The organism is Engelhardtia mirabilis, from assembly GCF_007748095.1.
Lineage (GTDB): Bacteria > Planctomycetota > UBA1135 > UBA1135.
Genome location: NZ_CP036287.1, coordinates 4,564,582 through 4,585,879, shown reverse-complemented (window position 1 = coordinate 4,585,879; position 21,298 = coordinate 4,564,582). Strand labels below are relative to the sequence as shown.

Annotated in this window: 14 protein-coding genes; 10 read left to right on the top strand and 4 right to left on the bottom strand. The window is 70.3% G+C overall.

Annotated elements, in window-relative coordinates; translation table 11 throughout:
* Positions 1-7: 7 nt before the first annotated feature.
* From Pla133_RS16940 to Pla133_RS16925, 4 genes are all read left to right on the top strand, one after another.
* Entirely contained in the window at positions 8-661 is a 654-nt protein-coding gene (locus Pla133_RS16940) for an RNA polymerase sigma factor (RefSeq protein ID WP_145067362.1), read from the top strand.
* A 76-nt stretch (positions 662-737) separates the two neighbouring features.
* Positions 738-1,103: a SpoIIAA family protein gene (locus Pla133_RS16935; protein WP_419191637.1), complete on the top strand. Its 366-nt coding sequence runs from the start codon at positions 738-740 to the stop codon at positions 1,101-1,103.
* An 8-nt stretch (positions 1,104-1,111) separates the two neighbouring features.
* The gene (locus Pla133_RS16930; protein ID WP_145067358.1) at positions 1,112-2,770 is read left to right on the top strand and encodes an amidohydrolase; all 1,659 of its coding nucleotides are present in this window, start codon (positions 1,112-1,114) and stop codon (positions 2,768-2,770) included.
* 234 nt (positions 2,771-3,004) lie between these two features.
* Complete coding sequence (locus Pla133_RS16925; protein ID WP_145067356.1) at positions 3,005-4,876, top strand: aspartate ammonia-lyase; 1,872 nt, start codon at positions 3,005-3,007, stop codon at positions 4,874-4,876.
* A gap of 44 nt (positions 4,877-4,920) precedes the next feature.
* Here Pla133_RS16925 and Pla133_RS16920 read toward each other — a convergent pair whose 3' ends face one another.
* Positions 4,921-6,804 carry a PhoX family protein gene (locus Pla133_RS16920; RefSeq protein WP_145067354.1) on the bottom strand — a complete coding sequence of 628 codons (1,884 nt, stop codon included), beginning with the start codon at positions 6,802-6,804 and terminating at the stop codon, positions 4,921-4,923.
* 45 nt (positions 6,805-6,849) lie between these two features.
* On the opposite strand from Pla133_RS16920, the gene Pla133_RS16915 reads away from it, so the two are divergent.
* From Pla133_RS16915 to Pla133_RS16900, 4 genes are all read left to right on the top strand, one after another.
* On the top strand, positions 6,850-7,665 hold the full coding sequence (locus Pla133_RS16915) for a BtpA family protein (RefSeq protein WP_145067352.1): 816 nt from the start codon (positions 6,850-6,852) through the stop codon (positions 7,663-7,665).
* A gap of 391 nt (positions 7,666-8,056) precedes the next feature.
* Complete coding sequence (locus Pla133_RS16910) at positions 8,057-10,162, top strand: FG-GAP repeat domain-containing protein (protein ID WP_145067350.1); 2,106 nt, start codon at positions 8,057-8,059, stop codon at positions 10,160-10,162.
* A gap of 527 nt (positions 10,163-10,689) precedes the next feature.
* Positions 10,690-12,789 carry an FG-GAP repeat domain-containing protein gene (locus Pla133_RS16905; RefSeq protein WP_145067348.1) on the top strand — a complete coding sequence of 700 codons (2,100 nt, stop codon included), beginning with the start codon at positions 10,690-10,692 and terminating at the stop codon, positions 12,787-12,789.
* A 471-nt stretch (positions 12,790-13,260) separates the two neighbouring features.
* Positions 13,261-14,097 carry a tetratricopeptide repeat protein gene (locus Pla133_RS16900; protein ID WP_419191636.1) on the top strand — a complete coding sequence of 279 codons (837 nt, stop codon included), beginning with the start codon at positions 13,261-13,263 and terminating at the stop codon, positions 14,095-14,097.
* 634 nt (positions 14,098-14,731) lie between these two features.
* Here the strand turns inward: Pla133_RS16900 and Pla133_RS16895 are convergent.
* Genes Pla133_RS16895 through Pla133_RS16885 form a run of 3 tightly spaced genes read right to left on the bottom strand, consistent with a single transcriptional unit; the run spans position 14,732 to position 16,429 of the window.
* A complete protein-coding gene (locus tag Pla133_RS16895; protein ID WP_145067345.1) occupies positions 14,732-15,229 on the bottom strand; it encodes a hypothetical protein in 498 nt (165 codons plus the stop codon).
* Between the two features lie 29 nt (positions 15,230-15,258).
* Positions 15,259-15,942: a toxin-antitoxin system YwqK family antitoxin gene (locus tag Pla133_RS16890; RefSeq protein WP_145067343.1), complete on the bottom strand. Its 684-nt coding sequence runs from the start codon at positions 15,940-15,942 to the stop codon at positions 15,259-15,261.
* Between the two features lie 34 nt (positions 15,943-15,976).
* Entirely contained in the window at positions 15,977-16,429 is a 453-nt protein-coding gene (locus tag Pla133_RS16885) for a hypothetical protein (RefSeq protein WP_145168440.1), read from the bottom strand.
* Positions 16,430-18,302: 1,873 nt separating this feature from the next.
* Between Pla133_RS16885 and Pla133_RS16880 the strand changes: the two genes are divergently transcribed.
* Positions 18,303-19,544, top strand: coding sequence for a tetratricopeptide repeat protein (locus tag Pla133_RS16880; protein WP_145067338.1), 1,242 nt, complete (start codon positions 18,303-18,305; stop codon positions 19,542-19,544).
* On the top strand, positions 19,541-21,253 hold the full coding sequence (locus tag Pla133_RS16875; RefSeq protein WP_145067336.1) for a CRTAC1 family protein: 1,713 nt from the start codon (positions 19,541-19,543) through the stop codon (positions 21,251-21,253). Before Pla133_RS16880 ends, Pla133_RS16875 begins: the two co-directional genes overlap by 4 nt.
* Positions 21,254-21,298 lie beyond the last annotated feature (45 nt).

Below are 21,298 nucleotides of genomic sequence, written 5' to 3'. Positions count from 1 at the left end.
CGACTCGATGGACCACGACGAATCTCTCTCGGTCGCTGAACAGCAATCGTTGACGGCTACGGTCCAGCTTCTGGAGCGCTACCGCGAAGGGGACGACGGGGCGCTGAACCGGCTGTTCGAGCGCTACTACGAGCGCGTACGCATGGTCGTGCGCTCGAAGATCGGTCCCTCCCTGCGCGGTCGAACGGACATCGACGACCTGGTTCAGCGGACCTTCCTTCACGCCTTGGCGGGGATCGAGTCCTTCGAGTACCGGACCGAGGGGGCCTTCATGTGTTGGCTGTCGACCATCGCCATCAACCAGATCCGTGGAGAGCTCGACTACTTGCAGGCCGCCAAGCGCGATGTGCGACGGGACCGCGCGATCGAGAGTCTGGGGCGGCAGGCCACCTCGGGTAGCGTGAGGTTCGATCCCGCCGGGGACTCGACCCTGCCACCCGAGGCCGCGGCGAGGGCCGAGGCCAGCGAGATCATCTTGGTCGCCATGGACGGGCTGTCCGAGCAACATCGCGAAGTGCTCCTGCTACGAGACTACTTGGGCCTGAGTTGGCGCGATGTCGCTCAGGAGCTGGGTCGCGACTCCGAGGGGGCCGCCACCATGCTCCACGCGCGCGCCAGGATCGCGCTCTCGAAGGCGGTTCGGCAGCGCCTGTCGGACTGAGAGGGGGACGACGAGCCTGCAGGCCGTTCCGGGTCCGATGTCAACCTTCGATCCCGCGACCGCTATCCTCCACGCCGTGCACGAGACACTCGACGAGCTGTGTGACGAGGGGTTGCTCGCGGTGCGGGTGGACGGCGCCCAGTTGATCGGGGACTACTCCCGCTTCCCTCGGACGCTCGAGACCCTGGTCAGCCACGCGGGTGATCCCGCCGCCGTGTTGCTCGAGGTGACTGCGCTGGGCACGGACGAGCCGGGCCAGCCCTGGCGCAGCTTCGAGTTCACGTCGCAGTTGCTCGAGACCGTCGAGGCCTGCGCCGTGGTCGGGGAGGAGCGTCACCGGGAGTTCCTGGTGCGCGTGGGTGAGATGCTGTTGACCGAGGCGGTGGTGCGCTTCTTCCCCGAGGGCCGGCGCGACGCCGCCCTCGACTGGCTCCGAGCTTGAGGACTACGATGATGCAACTGTTTGCGGCGCTCGCGCTTGGAGCGCTCGCGTCGGCCGGCGACGGCGCGGCGGACCTGGTCGTGCGGGACGGACGGGTGTGGACCGCCGACCCCGAGCAACCCGACGCCGAGTGGGTCGCGATCATGGACGGTCGCGTGCACTCCCTCGGCATGGGGGAGCCGCCGGCTCACCTGATCGACGAGGACACCGTGGTGCTGGAGGCCCGGGGGCGCAGCGTGCTGCCGGGCCTGATCGACGCCCACGTCCACCTGGCCGGCGCGGCGGAAGGCTTCGCGCTCCTCGACGTGCGCGGGGCGGCCAGTCGAGAGGCGCTGCTCGAGCTGGTGGCCCGGCGGGCGGCGGCCACGGACGCCGGCGATTGGATCGTCGGGCGCGGTTGGTCGGCGGAGAGCTGGCCCGATCCGCGAGCGCCGCGCGCGGACGAGCTCCAAGCGGCGGCGGGGGAGCGGCCGGTGGTGCTGGTGCGCATGGACGGCCACAGCCTGATCGCATCGAGCCGCGCCCTCGAGCTGGCCGGGATCGACGCCGAGGGCCCCGCCGACCCGGCCGGCGGCAAGATCGGACGGCTCGCGGACGGCCAGCCCGATGGGGCCCTGTACGAGAGCGCCATGGGCCTCGTGGATGCTCCCTCGGCGGCGGACACGGTCGAGGGCCGTCGCGCGCTGATGCGTCAGGCCCTGGCCCAGGCCAACGCCTGGGGCCTGACCCAGGTGGGGGCGATCGACTCGCGCGCGACGATCGAGCAGGAGCTCGTGCCCCTCGACAGCGCGGGCGAGCTGACCCTGCGCGTGCGCGCTACGGTGCGCGACGCGGGCCCGACCCTCTCGGCCTGGAGTCGCGCCCTGGCCTGGCTCGATCGGCCGCGGACCCTCTCGCCGAACGTCGAGTTGCTCGGCTTCAAGGGCTTCATGGACGGCAGCCTGGGGTCGCACACGGCGTGGATGCTCGCGGACTTCGACGACGCGCCGGGCAACGTCGGCTTCCCCCTGGCCCTGGCCGAGACGGGAGAGCTGAAGACGCTGATCGACCTGGCCGCGGACCGCGGCCTACAGCCGGCTGTGCACGCCATCGGCGATCGCGCCAACCGCACCATCCTCGATTGGTACGAGGCCATCCCGGTCGAGCGCCGCGCCGACCTGCGCCCGCGGGTCGAGCACGCCCAGCACCTGGCGCCCGAGGACGTCGGCCGCTTCGCCGAGCTGGGCGTGGTGGCGTCGATGCAGCCGTACCACAAGGCCGACGACGGTCGTTACGCCCAGACGCGCATTGGCCCCGTGCGTTGCGCGACGTCCTACGCTTTCCGTGACCTGGTCGACTCCGGCGCGACCCTGGCCTTCGGCAGCGACTGGCCGGTGGTGAGCGCCGATCCCTTACTGGGCCTGGCCGCGGCGGTCGAGGCCGGGACCCTCGACGGCAAGACCTTCGTACCCGAGCAGTCACTGACCCTGGACGAGGCACTGACGGCCTACACCCGCGGGGCGGCGTTCGCGCTCCACAGCGAGGGCTGGAGCGGGGCCCTGATCCCCGGCTACGTGGGCGACTTGGTGCTGGTCGACCGGGACCTCTTCGCCAGTGAGGAGAGCCTGGCCGAGGCGCGGGTCGTCGCCACGGTGGTGGGGGGGCGGGTCGTGTTCGCGCGGGACTGAGCAGGGTCGTGTGGAGGCGGGACGTACGGTGGCGGGACCATTCGTCCCACCGGGGCGCAGCGTCGCCGGATCTGCCGGCGACGCTGCGCCCCGGTGGGACGAATGGTCCCGCCACCGTACGTCCCGCCTCCACATGACCCGGTGGGACGAATGATCCCGCCCCTGCTCGGGCGCGTATGCTCTCCCGCCCGGTTGACCGTCCGGCCACCCGCAGCCCCCCCCTCCCCCCACGCGATGAACCGACCGATCGACGCCGCCTTCGTGGGCGGTATCGAGCTCTTCGAAGAGCTCCCCGAGCCCCTGCGAGCCGACCTCGCCGCTGTCGCCGAGCGGCGCAGCTACGTGCGCGGCGAGGTGGTCTTCGAGGAGGGGGACGCGCGGGTCGAGTTCCTACGCATCGTCTCCGGTCGGGTCGACGTCACCGCGCGCCGCTTCGACGGCGCCGAGGACCACCTGGTCAGCTACGGGCCGGCGGAGACCCTCGGCGAGGGCGTCCTGCTCGAGGGGTCGATGCACAGCTCCACCGGGCGCGCCGGCGTCGACACCGTCGTGGTGGCCTTCCCGCGCGCCGAGCTGGTCCGCATCCTGCGCGAGAACAGCGAGGGCCGCGCGATCGTTCTGGGTGCCGCGGTCAAGATCCTCACGCGGCGGCTCGATCAGACCGCGACCGTCGATCAGGCCGAGGTGCGCCAGTTCACCACGGGCAAGCACCGCGCCGAGTCCGACAGCCTGGGCCCGATGGAGGTGCCCTTCGACGCCTACTGGGGCGCCCAGACCCAGCGCGCCCTCGACAACTTCCAGATCTCGAGCCAGCGGCTGTTCGACTTCCCGACCCTGGTGCGCGCCTTGGCCGCGGTGAAGCAGGCGGCGGCGCGGGCCAACCGCGATTGCGGCGCGCTGGATCCGGTCGTGGCCGAGGCCATCGACGGCGCCTGCGAGGAGCTGCGCTCGGGCAAGCTCCTGCGCCAGTTCCCCCTGGACGTGGTGCAGGGCGGCGCGGGCACCTCGACCAACATGAACGTCAACGAGGTCATCGCCAACCGCGCGCTGATCTCGATGGGCTACTCCAAGGGCGAATACGAGCACTGCGACCCCAACGACCACGTCAACTGCTCCCAGTCGACCAACGACGTCTACCCCACGGCGATCAAGCTGGCGGTGGCGGACTCGAACCAGGGCTTGGTCGAGGCGCTCGAGCTTCTGGTGGCGTCCCTGCGGCACAAGGCGGTGGAGTTCGCCCGGGTGACCAAGATCGGTCGCACGCAGCTGCAGGACGCCGTGCCCATGACCCTGGGCCAGGAGTTCGGGGCCTGGGCACACAGCGTGGAGCGCGAGGTCGGGGCCCTGCGCGCGGTGCGCGAGCACCTGTGCGTGATCAATCTGGGCGGGACGGCGATCGGCACGGGCCTCAATGCGCCCAAGGGCTACGCGGCCAGGGCCGTGGGGCACCTGCGCGAGTTGACCGAGCTGCCCCTGAGCCTGGCCGAGGACCTGATCGAGGCCACCCAGGACACCCAGGGCCTGGTGCTGTACTCGGGCGGCCTCAAGAGCCTGGCGATCAAGCTCAGCAAGATCTGCAACGACCTGCGCTTGTTGTCGTCGGGCCCTCGCGCGGGCCTGGCCGAGATCGAGCTGCCGGCGGTGCAACCGGGCTCGTCGATCATGCCCGGCAAGGTCAACCCGGTGATCCCCGAGGTCGTCAACCAGGTCTGCTTCCGCGTGATCGGCGCCGACATGACCGTGACCATGGCGGCCGAGGCCGGACAGTTGCAGCTGAACGTGATGGAGCCGGTCATGGCCCTGGCCGTGCTCGAGTCCCAGTCGATGCTCGAGAAGGCCGTGCGCACCCTGGCCCTGCGCTGCGTCGACGGGATCGTCGCGGACGTTGCGCGCTGTCGCGACTACGTGGAGCGCTCGATCGGCGTGGTCACCGCGCTGGTGCCGCGCCTGGGCTACGACCTGTGCGCCGAGCTGGCCAAGGAGGCCAAGCGCTCCGGTCGCGGCATCGTCGAGCTGGTGCGCGAACGCCAACTCCTGGACGGCGCCGAGCTCGAAGCGCTCCTGGCCCCCGACGGCATGACCGGCCCCTCGGCCAACGGCCGCTGAAGCGCGGTCAACGGCCGCTGAAGCGCGGGGCCCAGCGGGGCCGCTCAGCCAATCGGTCCGCCGTCGAGCCGTTCGGCGACCATCACCGCCGGACGCGGCGGTAGGTCGGGGGAGAAGTCCGGCCAGCGGGTGGAGGGTTGCGCGAAGGTCGAGCCGCCTTCGTTGCCCGGGTGCTGCACCGCCAGGAAGAGGGTGCGGTCGTCCGGCGTGAAGCACGGGCCGCAGACCTCTGCTCCCCGCGGCGCGCGGAAGAACTGGCGGGTGAGGGCGCGTCCCTCGCCGGCGGTGTCGCAGCCGTACAGGCCGTCCCCCAGGCCGAGCTTGCCCATGCCGTCGGTGGCGATCCACAGGCGCCCGCGGGAGTCGAAGGTCAGGTTGTCGGGGCAGGACAACCAGCCGTCGACGGTGGTGTCGGGGTGGGCGCGGGCGCCGACGTCGCCGCCCGGATCGCCGCCGAGCAGGAACAGCTCCCAACGGAAGGCGGAGGCCGCGTGGTGGCGGGCTCCGGGCTCGCCCGGCGGGATCAGCTCGACCACGTGCCCGTGGCGGTTCTCGGGCCGCGGGTTGGCGGCGTCCACCGGCTGATGGCGGTGCTTGCCGCGCAGGGTGTTGTTGGTCATGGCCGCGTAGACCAGGCCCGTGACCGGGTTGGCCTCCACGTCCTCGGGGCGATCGAGGGGCGTGCCGCCGAGCAGCTCGGCGGCGCGGCGGCATTCGATCAACACGTCGGCCTGGGAGCGGAACCCGTTGCGCTCGATCAGCGGGCCCTCGCCGAACACCAGCGGCAGCCAGCGCAGGCTGCCGTCGGACTCGAAGCGCGCCACCGACAGGACGCCGCGGTCGAGCAGCTCGCCGTTGCGGCTGCGCTGCTCCAGATCCACCACGCCGTCCGACACGTAGCGATACAGGCACTGCCCGCGCTCGTCGTCGCCCAGGTAAACCACCAGGCGTCCGCTGGCATCGACCACGGTGGCGGCGGCCTCGTGCTTGAAGCGACCCAGGGCCGTGCGCTTGACCGGCAGCGCGTCGGGGTCGTGGGGGTCGACCTCGACCACCCAGCCGAAGCGGTTGGGCTCGTTGGGCTCGCGCTCCATGTCGAAGCGCGGGATCCAGGCGGCCCAGTCGTAGACCGTGGCACCCATCCCCATGCGTCGGTGGTTGTCGGCCTCGGGGCCTGCGGTCGGAACCGCGCCCCCGAAGTGCTCGTGGATGTTCTCTTCGCCGGACAGGACCGTGCCCCAGGGCGTCGTTCCGCCGGAGCAGTTGCCGAAGGTTCCCAGCACCAAGCCGCCGGAGCGGTCGGCGGAGGTCGCCAGGCGCGCGTGCCCAGCGGCCGGACCGGACAGGCGCATGGGCGTCTCGCCGGTGATGCGGCGACCGAAGCGCGAGCCGTGCACGGTGCTCCAGGAGCCGCCAACGCGCGTGACCTCGACCACCGACAGGCCTTGAGCCGTGAGCTCCGCACGAGCGCGCACGAGCGGCGGCACCGCGCCGGGCTCGGCCCACATCAGCTTGCCGACGCTGTGCTCGTGGTTGACGGCGAGCAGACCGCGGGTCGACGAGTGGGGCTGGCCTCGGTGGGGCAAGAACGCGACGAAGTCGTTGCCGTGTCCGAACTGGGTCGACTGGGCCTCGGGGTCGGGGCGGCGCACGTCGAGGGGGGCGGCTCCCGCGACCACCGGATCGCCCCAGGCGATCAGCGGCTCGCAGGTGTGACCGTCGGAGACCTCATGGACCTCGTCCAGTCCGTGGCGAACCTCGGTGAAGCCGAGCGAACTCGCCGAGGGACGTCGGCGCGCGGCGGCACCCGGGGCGAACGCGGTCAGGGCGATGCCGGCCGCGGTCGCGCGCAGGGCCTCGCGGCGTGAGAAGCGCCGCTCGACGATTCGTTCGAAGTCGTCGCGGGGCGAGGGGGAAGAGGTCGTCATGGATAGCTGCCGAACGGGCGTTGCGGCCGCTAACGTAGGCCGCCCATGACTCCCGCTGTGCTCAATTTCCTTCGCGGCCGGCGACACCCGGCACTGATCGGCGTCGTGCACCTGGGGGCCCTGCCGGGCGCGCCGCGCTATGGCGGCGACCTGCCCTTGGTCCTCGAGCGCGCTGTCGCCGACGCCCTGGCCATCGCGGAGGGTGGGGGGGACGCGATCATCGTCGAGAACTTCGGCGACATCCCCTTCCGGCGCGATCGCGTCGACCCGGAGACCGTGGCGGCCATGGCCCTGGCCACGGCTCGGGTTCAGCGGGCGGTTGGCGAGCTGGCGGTGGGGGTCAACGTGCTGCGCAACGACGCGCGTGCGGCCTTGGGGCTGTGTGCAGCGACCGGAGCCGAGTTCCTGCGGGTCAATGTGCACTGTGGCGCGGCGGTGGCCGACCAGGGGCTGCTGGAGGGGCGCGCCGACGAGACCCTGCGCGAGCGGGCGCGACTCGGCCTCGCCTGCGCGATCCTGGCCGACGTCCACGTGAAGCACGCCGAGCCCCTGGCCGGAGGCACGATCGCTGACGCGGCGCGCGATGCTCTCCGGCGCGGCCTCGCCGACGGGTTGGTGGTGAGCGGGGCGGGGACCGGGGAGGCAGCCGACCCGGCGGCCCTCGAGGCCGTCCGCCAGGCTTGCCCGGAAGCGCCCCTGCTGCTGGGCTCGGGCCTGAGCCTCGAGAATGCGGGGGACTACCGGAGGCTGATCGATGCGGCCATCGTGGGGACCTCGATCAAATTGGGGGGCCGTGTGGACCGGCCGGTCGATCCCGAACGGGTCGCCGCCCTGTGCTCGGCCCTGGCTGGACGGCCCTGAGGTTCTCTCGGACGGGGAATCAGACCCGCCTCGGTCGCGTGGGGCGTGAATGGGCCTAGTTAGATGACGAGCGCATGACGAAGCCCCATTCGGTTCCCGGCGCCGATCGGGGCCGGTGCCCCCCCGCAAGGCGCCTTGGTGGGCCTCTGCTTGGGGTTTCGGGAACCTTGTCGCGGCTCAGGTCGTCTTGACGGCGCCGACCACCCCGATCCGGCTGCTGGCACGTTCTGATTGGCGACGTAGACTTTCGCGATCACCAACCGCCAGGGCCGAAGGGCGGCTGGGTGCCACGTACTCGACGTACGGATCACTCCCACTCGATCGCACGACCGTGCGTCGAACCCTCTGTTGCGGCCCGTTGGCCGCAATCTCGTCCCGGAGAGACCCCTTCATGAATCGCAAGCAAACCCTCGCCTGCACGGCTGCCAGCGCTGCCCTGTGGATGGCGCTCGGCGCCACTGCCAGCGCCCAGTACACCATCAACAACTCGGGCAACCCGACCGGCGCCGGAATCGCTTCCAGCTCCGAGAACGTGGACTTCGGCGACGTCGACCAGGACGGCGACTGGGACGCGGTCTTCGCCGACGGCGGCGACGGCGGCAACGACCAGAACCGCATCTGGATCAACCGCGGCGGCCTCCAGAGCGGTTCGCCCGGAACCTTCCTGGACCAGACCTCGACCCGCTTCCCGAACCAGTCGGACGACAGCCGCGACATCGAGTTCGCGGACATCGACAACGACGGGGACATCGACCTCTACATCTCGAACACGGCTCAGCTCGCCAACCAGGGCAACCACTGGTGGGTCAACAACGGTGGCAAGCAGGGCGGCACGCTCGGCTTCTTCGCCGACGAGACGGCCGCGCGCTGGGTCGACCTCGGCACCAACGGCTCGTCGATCTCCCCCGCCCTCGTCGGCGCGGGCACCTTCATCGACTGGTCCTGCGACTGCGACTTCGGTGACCTCGACAACGACGGTGACCTCGACCTCGTGCACTCGTCCTACGGCGGAGCGTTCGGCGGGCAGGTCCCGACCCGAATCTTCCTCAACGACGGCGACGGCCACTTCAAGGAGTTCAACCCGAGCGGCTTCCAGCTCGCCGGCAACCTGATCTCCAACGGCAACCCGGCCATCTGGGCCGAGGGCACGCAGCAGTCCAACACCAACAACAGCACCGGCGCCCAGGCCGACATCGCCAGCTCCGCGCTCGACATCGACCTCGGTGACATCGACGGCGACTTCGACCTCGACCTCCTCCACGGCGCCCGTCAGGAAGATCCCCGGATGTTCCTGAACCGCCTCGAGGAGACCGGCAGCCTCGCCTTCCGCGACGTCACCTCCGCCGTGTTCCCCGCTGGCTACGTCAGCACCGGGGACAACTACGAGCAGGAAATGGGCGACATGGACGGGGACGGCGACCTCGACGTCTACGGCCTCAACTGGAACGGCTTCAACGACCGCACCTTCCGCAACAACGGCAGCGGCGTCTTCACCATCCTCCAGAGCAGCCTCCCGAACTCGGGCGCCGACGACAACGAAGGCGACTTCGTCGACTACGACAACGACGGCGACCTCGACCTGTTCGTGGCCAACTTCTCCGGCCTCGACAAGCTCTACAACAACAACGGCACGGGCACGATGACCCTGGCCCAGCAGACCGGGACCTCCGCCAGCGGCGCTGCGTCCCTGGACGCCGACGCGGCTGACATCGACAAGGACGGCGACTACGACCTGATCGTCGCCGAGGACAACAACCGTCCCAACACCACGCTGATCAACACGACCAACGTGGCGGACACCACCCCGTCGTACATCCCCCGCGTCGAGAACGACGGCAACCGCACCGCGGCCGCCGGCGAGTTCTCGGTCCGCGCCCAGGTCTACGACAACGCCCCGTACTACATCACCTGGTACAACCCGACCTTCATCGAGTTCGACGTCAACGGCGTCACCCTCGAGAGCCGCTCGATGATGAGCTCGCAGGGTCAGATCTTCCGTGGTCTGCTCCCCGAGAACCTCGTCGGCAACGTCACCTACCGCGTCCGCTCCTCGGACGAGTACGGCAACACCGGCACCTCGGCTGACGAGAGCTACGTCGGTTCGACCGGTCTCGGCATCGGCGGCGCCTTCGGCGCCGGCACCGCCGGCACCAGCGGTGTCCCGAGCCTCAACGCGGCGTCCGTCGCCTTCGCTGGCTCGGACCTGTACCTGACCGCCACCAACATCACGGCCGGCGCCAGCTACTTCCTGTACCTGACCGACGCCAAGCTGGCGAGCCCGCTGTTCCTGCCCGGCATCGGTAACCTCAACGTCACCGGTTCGGTTCTCGCGCTCTTCTCCGGCTCGGCCGCTGCGGGCAACGAAGTCGTGGTCAAGATCCCCGTCGGCCCCACGGTGCCGGCCGGCATCTCGGTCTTCTCGCAGGCCTTCGGCACCGACGGCACCGGCGGTAACATCGTCTCGACGTCGAACGGCCTCGAGATCATCACGCAGTGATCTAGCCTGGTGACGGTCGACTAGGACGTCGCGTCCGGCTCCGGGCCGGGCACGACGGTCAGCCGACCGGACAGACCGGCTGGACTCGCCTCGGCGATCCAGCACCGGCGGAGGCCGGGCTCTTCGGAGCCCGGCCTCCTGCCGTTCGGGCCTGTTGACCCTCGAGCCGAGTCTGTCGCAGGTCGAATCCGTCGGCGACCGCGAAGAGACGATCGGGGCGCAATCGCGATCTCTCAGATGAGCGCAACATGACGGGGCCGAGGTTCGCGTGCTCGACCCCTTGGCGCCGGATCGGCGATTCACGTCCTCTTGGGCGAGTTCTTCGGCATGCAGCCTCGGCGTGCGACGAGCTGAGTCGGCGGCGGTGGGCACGCCTCGCCCGCTGATCGCAGAGCGTCAAGCTAGGGTGGCAGTCAGCCGTCGATCGGCCATCGAGCCGGTCGCCAGCCCCTTGTCGCCGTGGTAGCCGGGCCATCCACCCCGTTTGCCTCGGCCTATCGCCCCCCCTGCACGCGACCCGACCCCCGATGAAGAACTCACCGATCCTCGCCTGGACCGCCGCCAGCGCCGCCGCTTGGCTGACCCTCGGTTCCGACGCCAGCGCTCAACTCACCTCCGACAACTCAGGCAATCCGACGGGGCCGGGGATCGCGTCCTCGACCGAGAACGTCGACTTCGGCGACGTCGACCAGGACGGTGACTGGGACGCGATCTTCGCCGACGGGGGTGACAACGGGAACGACCAGAACCGCATCTGGATCAACAAGGGCGGCCTCCAGGCCGGGACCATCGGGACCTTCTCGGACGAGACCGGCGCACGCCTGCCCGCCGAGTCGGACGACAGCCGCGACATCGAGTTCGCGGACATCGACAACGACGGAGACCTGGACATCTACGTCTCCAACACCGCACAGCTCTCGAATCAGGGCAACAAGTGGTGGGTCAACAACGGTGGAGAGCAGGGCGGGACGCTCGGCTTCTACACCGACGAGACTTCGTCCCGCTGGATCGATCTGGGCGTCAACGGGTCGTCGATCGCGACCGCACTGCTGAGCGGCGGCACCTTCATCGACTGGTCCTGCGACTGCGACTTCGGTGACCTGGACAACGACGGCGACCTCGATCTGGTGCACTCCTCCTACGGAGGAGCGTTCGGCGGGCAGGTTCCGACGCGGATCTTCCTCAACGATGGCGGCGGCCATTTCAAGGAGTTCAACCCGAGCGGTTTCCAGTTGACCGGCAACCTCATCTCGAATGGCAACCCGGCCATCTGGGCCCAGGGCACCCAGCAGGCGAACACCATCAACTTCCTGGGGCAGTTCGCGGACGTGGCCAGCACTGCCCTCGACATCGACGTGGGCGACATCGACGGTGACTTCGATCTCGACATCCTCCACGGCGCGCGCCAAGAGGAGCCGCGCCTGTTCGAGAACCGCCTCGAGGAGAACGGCGGCGTGTTGGGGTTCCGCGACATCACCGGTCGCGCCTTCCCGAACAACTGGGCCACGGGTGGCGGCAACTACGAGCAGGAGATGGGGGACCTCGACGGCGACGGTGATCTCGACATCTACGGCCTGAACTGGAACGGCTTCAGCGACAAGACCTTCCGCAACAACGGCTCGGGGCTGTTCGCGAACCTGGAGACCAACCTGCAGGGCTCGAACGCCGACGACAACGAGGGCGACTTCCTCGACTTCGACAACGACGGCGATCTGGACCTGTTCGTCGCCAACTTCTCGGGCAACGACAAGCTCTATTCCAACGACGGGAACGGCTTCATGACCCTGGTCCAGTCGACGCCGGGCGGCGCTTCGTCGCTCGACGCAGACGCCGCGGACATCGACAAGGATGGCGACTACGACCTGATCGTGGCGGAGGACTCCTTCTCGGCCAACCGCACGCTGATCAACGGCACCCAGGTGCCCGACACCCACGCTCCCTACATTCCGCACGTGGAGAACTTGGGCGATCGCACCGCGGCGCCCGGCACTTTCCCCGTGCGCGCTCAGGTCTACGACAACGCGCCCTACTACATCACCTGGTACAACCCGACTTCGATCGAGTTCGACGTCGACGGCGTGACGCTGACCAGCCGCCCGATGATGAGCTCACAGGGCCAGATCTTCCGCGGCCTTCTGCCGTCGAACCTGGTAGGCAACGTGGCATACCGCATCCACTCCTCGGACGAGTACGGCAACCTGGGGACCTCGGCGGACCAGACCTACGTGGCCACCTTCGGTCCGGCTTTCAAGGCCAGCTTCGGTGCCGGCGTAGCCGGGGCCAGCGGAGTGCCGACCCTCGACGCGGCATCCACGGCGACCAGCGACAGCTCGCTCTTCCTGACCCTCGACGGCCTGAGCCCGAGTTCTGGCTGGCTGCTGTTCGTGACCGACGCGGCCCTGGCGTCGCCCCTGCCCCTGCCCGGGCTGGCGACCCTGAACGTGGGCGGGAACGTGCTCGCGGACTTCGACGGCACGGCCAATGCCGCCGGCCAGGCGGCGGTCGAGATCCCGATCGGGTCCGGCCTGCCGACCGGCGTTTCGGTCTACGCTCAGGGCTTCGGGCTCGACGGGATCGGCGGGAACCTGCTCTCGAGCACCCAGGGACTCGAGGTCATCACGCAGTAGCAGGCTCCGGCGGTCACCAGGGCTCGCGCCCCGCACGTCGCAGGGACGGCCCTTCGCCCCGCTGGCAGCAACTTCCACTGCGAACTGCCCTCGACGGAGCGTGAAGCCGCGGCTGCGGGGAGTCGATCCAGGAGGCGGCAGCTGGGATCGGGCTGATCGGACCGGTCGCGGATCCAGGCGACCGCGAATCGCTGAGACGGCTCGCCGCCGAGCTCTAGTCGGCCCAGGCCGCTCGTCCCGAGTGGGATGGGCGGCCCACTCGCGCGCTGGGGGAATTCCTGTAATGGACCGGCGCCGGCGGCCACTGGGGGAGAGTGCTTCCCCCGGGCCCGGCGGCGACCGGTGCTTCTTGCCCCCTCGCAGCGCACTTTCCTCTCGGCGCCGGTGTCTTGTCGCCAGCTCGCTCGGGGTCCGGGGGCGCACTCACCTGGCGCGGGGATCGGAGTCGGCGGCCGCTACACTGCCCGGCCGATGCGCGCCGTCTCCCTGCCCCGACTCGTCAGCCGGACGCTGGCGTGGCTCGCCCTCGTCGCCCTGGCGGCCTGTGGTGGCGGCTCCGAGCCCAGGGGTGACCCGAGCCCGCCCGCCGAGCGGGCCTGGCCGCCGAGCGACGAGCTGCTCGAGCGCTTGGACGCCGATCTGGCAACGGCCCTGCGCGAGGCGCGCGGCGACGTCCTGACGAGCAGCGCTCCGAGTCCGGGCTCGATGTTGCGCCTGGGGATGCTGCTTGACGCCCACGCGCTGCCGGCCCAGGCGGCCGAGGCCTACCGCCTGCTGCTCGAGCGCGATCCCCACAACGCCCGCGCGGCCTTCCACCTGGCGCGCTGCCGCTACGAACTCGGGGAGCTGGAGGCCGCCGTCGAGCAATTGCGCCGGGCGATCGACCTGGCGCCCGACCGCGCCCCGGGCCACTGGCGCCTGGCCCTGTGGTTGGGGGAGCTCGGCGACCTGGAGGGCGCGCGTGCGGCTCTGGAGCGGGCCCTGGCCGCCGATCCCGCCGACGCGAGTTGCTACCTGGCGCGCGCGCGCATCGAGCTCGACGCGGGCGAGCCCGCGGCGGCCCGGGCGGCCCTGGAGTCGGCGCCCCCGGGTTTGCTCGAGCGACCCTACGCGCGGCTGCTCCTCGCCCGGGCCCTGGCGGAGCTCGGCCGCCCCGAGGACGCCGAGCGCGTCCGGCCCGACGGCGAGGCCTTCCACGATTGGTACGACCCCTGGGTCGACGAGCTCGAGGACCTGCACGTGGGCCGCGGTGCGGAGCTGGGCGAGGCTCTGGTGGCACTGCAGACTGGTCGGGTCCCGGAGGCGTAGATTCGGCGGTTGTGCGACGACGGGCGTCAAGCCTATCCAGGGAATGCTCGCATTGCCTCCGAGGGCGGCCCCCGCGGCGTTGGTCGCGGTCCTGAGCGAGGGCGAGCTGCGCCGATTCGGCCCAGCTGTTGATTCAGCATTGCCCTTCCGCCGATCGTCGCCACCGTTGAGGACCTGCTAGCGGCCGGCGGCGTCGCACCTGTCGCCCGCGGGTGCCCAAACCCGCGCGCCCAGGTCTCGGTGCTGGGCGCGGCCGCGCGCGAGATGCTTCACGAGTGGGGCGCCACCTGCCGTAAGGGGGAAACCAACGGCTCGACCCTGTCCTTCTACGCCCTCTCACTCCTCGACGGCGCAGCGACTGTGCCCTCGCTGTCGCCAGTTCTCATGTCGTGAGTCAACGCTCGTGTTTCACGCGCGGCGAGACGATCCGCGAAGATCCTCCCGGGCTCACCGAGGCGTCGGCTGCCGAAGGCTCGACCGCACATGCGATCGAGGCGGCCGCCACCGAGCGCCGTCGCGCCGACTTTCGCGACCGCAGGCCGGACGAATCCAATTCGCTCGGGTCGGCTCGACCTACCGCAACACGAACTCGAACGGATCCGAGCCCGGTCACGTCGCACGTCGGGACCGCTGATCAGGGCCGCTCGTCGAGCACCGATTCGAGAAGCCGGAGTTCGAGTGCGACGTCCCATAGCGGTCCGTAGCGGGCGCGGTCCAGGACTGCCAGGCGGTACTCCGCCGTGCCGTCGGCCGCGCGCACCGCACGGGCCTCGACGAGTTCCGGCAGACCGTCGAACACCCTTCGCTGGGCCTCGATGATCCGAGGCAAGTCTCCCGACTTGTCGGCATGGGCCAAGAGGTGCGAGTCTCCCAGGACGTGGAGCCGGTCGAGCTCTCGGCTCGCCTCGTCCTCGAGATAGGACCGCAGTGCCGCCACGTCCGCGCGCAAGCTCTCCGTTGGACGCGATCGGGCACGCGCGACGATATCGGTCATCCAATGCGCGTCGACCGCGACCCGCAATCCTCCCGCGTTCACGGCCTCCAGCGAATCTGTCGCGACGACCTCCGGGAGCCGGAGGGTGGCCGCACTGTGATTGTGGCCCGAGAACCAGCCGATCGAGAGACCGAGCACGCCGCCGAGGACGACGGCACTTGCAGCCCTCATTCGGACACCTTCTCGCCATACTGGTACAAGCCCGTCCGGTCGGTGTCGAGGGTTCCGTCCTCGTGCCAGAAGGTGCATTGACCGTGGAAAATCCCGTTCACTTGCCAACCCTGCCCGCGGCGGGAGCCGTCTTCGTAGAAGGCCTCGCCGTAGCCGTTCGCGACGCCGCGTCGATAGTCGGTGACGACGAGCAAGACGCCCGAGTCCGAATACTCGTACCAGGTGCCGTTGATGTGCTGCTTGTCGAGGTCGTCGTAGTCGCGGGCGTCGGGCACCGGGGGGCCGGTGTAGGGGCCCTCGACGAGCACAAGCCCCGTCGGCCCAAAGATCACGGCTTGGCCTTCGTCGAAGATGGGGGCCCGAATGGGGCCGCGGGCCACGTCTTCGCCGCCGACCTTGTTCGCTACGGTCGATGGGGCGACGACTGGGCCCGGTTCTGCCCGCGCGTTCCCACCGTGTTGCACGATTTCCCGCTGACCCTCGTCACGCGGAAGCAGTTGGCGCTCTGACGGGCCGTGAGCCGAGAAAGCCTGCTCGCCAGAGGTACTCGGGCCCAGCGCCGCGACGGAATCCGTTGGTGAGTCCGCGGCGCGATGGGGCTGCGCGGCGCGCGGCCAGAACACAAAAATCACACAGATGCACGCCGCGATGCAGACGCTGGCCAGTCTCTTCCAACCCATGACGACACTCGACGGTGGAACCACCCTCGGCGAATCAACAGTCACTGCAGCTCAAGGTCCATGCGATGAACTTGACGCAGGTCACCCGGTGAAGGTGCTTGTACTTGTTATCCGGACACGCTCCGATGTGCTCGTAGGTGCAATCACCCCCCGGATCAAGGTCGGAGGCCGAGAACGGCTCCGCGGGCGCAAATGTCTTCTCGCAGGTCGCGGAGGGCTCATTCTCGCAGTAGCAGCCGAACGTCTGGGACCACGCGGTGTTCGCGTCGTCGAGCGCTTCGAACTTCTTGTCGGAGTTCGGCGAGCCAGAGCACTTCTCGCCAACGATCTCAAACCTGCCCGACCCCTGGTCGTCTTCGCCGCACTTGATCGTGAACGTGACTTGAGATGGGCCGCCAGTAACTTGGGCTGATGCGATCGCGGCGATACCAAAGCCGACCGAGACGGCAGCCAGGAAGGAGACGGGGAAGACGAGCGAGCGATTCATGGTTTCGGCCAAGCGGAAGAAGAAATGGTGTTCGACTGGTGTCGGCAGCTGGCGTCGGGCGCCGCGGTCTCGGATGATACGGGTCAGGTTCCGGATCAGGTTTCAGATCAGGTTTCAGATCAGGTTTCAGATCAGGTTCAGGGTCATAACACCCTCCAAGTTCCAGATTTGCGGATGCCAAGAGTCGCGAAAATTGCTCCTGCGCCGCGACCACTTCGCTGGCGCGGGGGATTCGCACCGGAAGCGACCTGGAGACACCGGACGGCGCGGCACCCCACGCCAGCACGCCGATGCTGGGTTCACCCGCGCCGTCTGTGGAAGTTCTGTTGGGCTGGGGTGGGGGCTGGCGTTCCATGCACGCTACTGCGGCAGAAAGAGTGTTCGCGATCGACGCGACCAATGCGGAGGCGGACTGGAGACGCGCATATTCGCTCGGTGATTGCGCTGGACTTGCCGCAGAGCGCTTCCGTTGGACCCTAGGTGATGCGGGGGCGGATGGGCTGCGGATTGCCGTCGAGCTGTTTCTCGAGCGGGCGGTACGCGCGGGTGGAGTGTGAGGGTCGACCGTGGGGCGCTTTGGCGACGCATCGTTCGATCCTCATGGGCGCGACGTTGACCCGACTTCCGTTGAGCATGGCCGCCACGGACCTCCCGGGTATGTGAGCACGGAGGATGCAGCGGCTGGTTCGCTGGAACTCCGCGCGGATCTGGGCCTCGACGTCGTCGAATGCCCGGGGCGCTTCTTTAGCGCCCAGCAGGGGCAGATGAGTGCGGGCTTCGGGTTCTTGCCGTGGTTTTCGCAGATCTCGACGCGCGCGTCTTGGACTAGACACTTGAGGTGGAGGCCGTCGAGGCTTGGCATCGCCACCGAGATCGCCTCGGGGTTCGATACCGTCACCGCCTTGTTACGGACGGCACAGGGATCGGTGATGACACTACGAACAACGTGCAGGCTTCGGGGTCGGGATCCACGGAGGAGGGCTCGAGCGTCGCCGCGCACTTGCCTTCGGCTGCCCAGACGACGCGGGCTCGCCCGACAATGACCACGACGGTGACCTGGGCCTTCACGTGGCCGGCCTCTCGGCGGACGACAAGCTGTACGGGAGCGACCGGTGCGGGCATCCGACCCTGGTTCGGTCCACTCCAGGTGACCCTCCTCGTCGGATGTCGCAGAAACCGACGAGGACTCCGCCTCGGCCAACTGAACGCAGACCCACGTCACGCAGCGAGCGCGGCCCGCAGCCGGCCAACGTGGTCGCCACAGTCGCGGAGCACGGCCACGGTATGGACGAGCACGGCGACCTCGAGTGCTCGGCGGAGGCGAATCACACGGCCGTCTACGGACCGGCCTCCAGGACCGCATTCGTTACCGGGCCGGCCGGGACGAGTGGTTTGCCGACACTCGACGCGACCCTCGCAGCGCCCTGGGCCGTGCTCGGGCTGGCGGCCATGAAGTTGGGCGGCCGCAGCCTCGCGGAGTCGGACGTGGTGGCCCACTTGGCCGGGGGGGCAGGGTGCAGATTGGGCCCGGCCTGCCGAGCGCGGCGTCGATCAGCGCCCTGGCCTTTGGTGGTGAGCGGATCGGCGGCAACCTGCAGAAGAGCACCCGGGGGCTGAAGTTCATCACCGAGAGGAGCAGCGCCCTCACGCCCCGGGCGCGGGGATCTACTTGAGCAGGGTCGGCCACCCCAGGGGGCAGGCGGCACACTCGGACGCAGGTGAAAGGGAAGCCCCGCAGAGGGCCTGCGCCGGCGGCCACTGGGAGGGAGTGCTCCCCTCGGCGCCGGCGTACCCTCGCCAGCTCGCTCGGGGTCCGGGGGCGCACTCACCCCACGGGGGGATCGGGGTCCGCGGCCGCTACACTGCGCGGCCGATGCGCGCCGCCTCCCTGCCCCGACTCGTCAGCCGGACGCTGGCGTGGCTCGCCCTCGTCGCCCTGGCGGCCTGTGGGGGCGGCTCGGAGCCCAGGGGTGAGCCGAGCTCGCCCGCCGAGCGGGCTTGGCCGCCCAGCGACGAGTTGCTCGAGCGTCTGGACGCCGACCTGGCGACGACCCTGCGCGATGCGCGGGCCGAGGTCACGGCGAGCAGCGCTCCGAGTCCGGGCTCGATGTTGCGCCTGGGGATGCTGCTCGACGCCCACGCGCTGCCGGCCCAGGCGGCCGAGGCCTACCGCATGTTGCTGGAGCGCGAGCCGCGGCACCCCCAGGCGGCCTTCCACCTGGCCCGCTGTCTCTACGAGCTGGGGCAGCTCGAGTCCGCCGTCGAACAGCTGGGCCTCGCGATCGCCCAGGCCCCCGAGCGCGCCCCGGCGCACTGGCGCCTGGCCCTGTGGTTGGGGGAGCTCGGCGACCTGGAGGGCGCGCGCGCGGCCCTCGAGCGCGCCCTGGTCGCCGACCCCCTCGATCCGAGTTGCTACCTCGCCAGCGCGCGCATCGAGCTCGACGCGGGCGAGCCCGCGTTGGCCCTGGCGGCACTGCAGTCGGCGCCCCCGGGGCTGCTCGAGCGACCCTACGCGCGCCTGCTCCTCGCTCGGGCCCTGGCGGAGCTCGGCCGCCCCGAGGACGCCGAGCGCGTGCGGCCCGAGGGCGAGGCCTTCCACGATTGGTACGACCCCTGGGTCGACGAGCTCGAGGACCTGCACGTGGGCCGCGGTGCGGAGCTGGGCGAGGCCTTGGCCGCGCTCCAGGCTGGTCGACCCCAGCAGGCCCTCGACCTGCTCGAGAAGCTCCACGCGGATCGGCCCGACGACGTGACGATCCAGGGCATGTTGGCTGCGACCCATGCGGCCCTGGGTCACCCCGAGGACGCCTTGCCGATGCTCGAGGCGGCGGCCGCGCGCCAGCCCCAGCACTATCGCATCGCCCTCAACCGCTCGATCAACCTGCAGGCCTGCGGCCGCGTTGACGAGGCCCTCGACCAGGCCGAGCGGGCGGTTGCCTTGCATCCCGAGCACGCCACGTCGCGCTTCCAACTCGGCCGGCTGCGCGAGCTGCTCGGGCATCGTGACGAGGCGGTCAGCGCCTACCGCAGCGCCCTGCGCTTGGGGTATCCGCGTCAGCGCGTCGCCCCGCGGCTCGTGCGACTGGGCGTGCCGCCCGAGGAGGTCGGACCGTGACCGGCGTCACGCTCGAGCGTTCGGCCGTCCTGTGCGCCGTGTTCGGATGCCTGGCCCTGCTGGGCTGTGGCGCGGATCCGCAGGGTGAACCTGCCGGGGCCGACCTGGGCAGCGCCGCCGTGCGCCCGGCCGCGAACGAACCTTGGTTCGCGCAGGAGGCCGCTGCCCGCGGCCTCGACTTCGTCCAGCACTCCGGCGCGACGGGCGAGCTGTTCATGCCCGAGATCATGTCCGGCGGAGCAGCCCTGTTCGACGGCGACGACGACGGCGACCTGGACGCCTATCTGGTGCAGGCCGGCGCCGTGCGCGGGCCAGCCTCCGAGCGCGATCCCAACCTGCTGCTGCGCAACGACGGCGGTCACTTCACCGACGTGACCGAGGGCAGCGGCGCCGGGGACCGGGGCTACGGCAACGGCGTGGCCTGCGGCGACGCCGACGGCGACGGCCGCGTCGACCTCTACGTGACCAACCTCGGCCCCAACACGCTGCTCTTCAACCGCGGCGAGCTGCGCTTCGAGACCCGCGACGACGGCGGCGCCGCCGATCCCGGGTGGGGCACCAGCGCCGCCTTCTTCGACGCGGATCGCGACGGCGACTTGGACCTGTTCGTGTGCAACTACTTGGCCTGGCGGCCGGAGAACGAGCTGCCCTGCGTGAACCCGCGCGGGGCTCCGGACTACTGCAGTCCCGCCAGCTACGAGTCGCCGGCGCGCGACACGTTCCTGCGCAACGCGGGCCAGGGTCGCTTCGTGGACGAGACCGAGCTGGTCGGCATGGGCGCGGTGGGGACCGGCCTCGGCGTCGCCATCCTGGACGTGGACGCGGACGGCTGGCTCGACGTCTTCGTCGCCAACGACGCCATGCCCGATCGCCTGTGGCGCTCCGAAGCGGGCGCGCGCTTTCGCGACGACGCGGCCGAGCTGGGCATCGCCGTGGACTCCGACGGCCTGGCCAAGGCGGGCATGGGCGTGGCCGTGGCGGACCTGGACGACGACGGGCGCGAGGACCTGTTGGTCGGCAACCTCGCGCGGGAGTCCGATTCGATCTACATGCTGCGCGGCGAGCGCTTCGCCGATTCCACCCGTCGCGTCGGGATGGGGGCCAGCAGCAAGCCCTTCACGCGCTTCGGCCTGGGCTTCTGCGACTTCGACCACGACGGCTGGTTGGACCTGTTCCAGGCCAACGGCCGGGTGCAGCGCGCCCCGGGGCGCTCGCCCGCGGACGATCCCTACGCCGAGCCGAACCAGCTCTTCCGCGGATCGGCGCAGGGTCGCTTCGAGCGCGTGGAGCCCCTCGGCGGCACCGAGCCGGTGCTGGTCGCGACCGCGCGGGCCGCGGCCTTCGGGGACGTGGATGGCGACGGTGGGGTGGACGTGCTGGTGGTCAACCGCGACGGACCGGCGCACTTGCTGCGGAACCTGTGCGCCGAACGCGGCGGCTGGATCGGCTTCGACCTGCGCGAGTCCAGTGGTGCGCCGTCTCTGCACGCGCAGGTGGTGGTGACGGTCGAGACGCCGGCGGGCGAGCGCCGCATCCACCGCACCGCGCGCGCGGCGTCCTCCTACCAATCCAGCAGCGATCCGCGGATCCACGTGGGACTCGGCGCGGGTCGCCTGGTCAGCGTCGAGGTGCACTGGCCCGACGGCGAGACAGCTCAGCTGGATGCGTTCGAAGCCGGGCGTTGGCACCGCGTTCGCCGCGACGGCTGATTGGGCAGCGGGGTCGAGCGCGGCTCGTCACGACCGACCGACCCT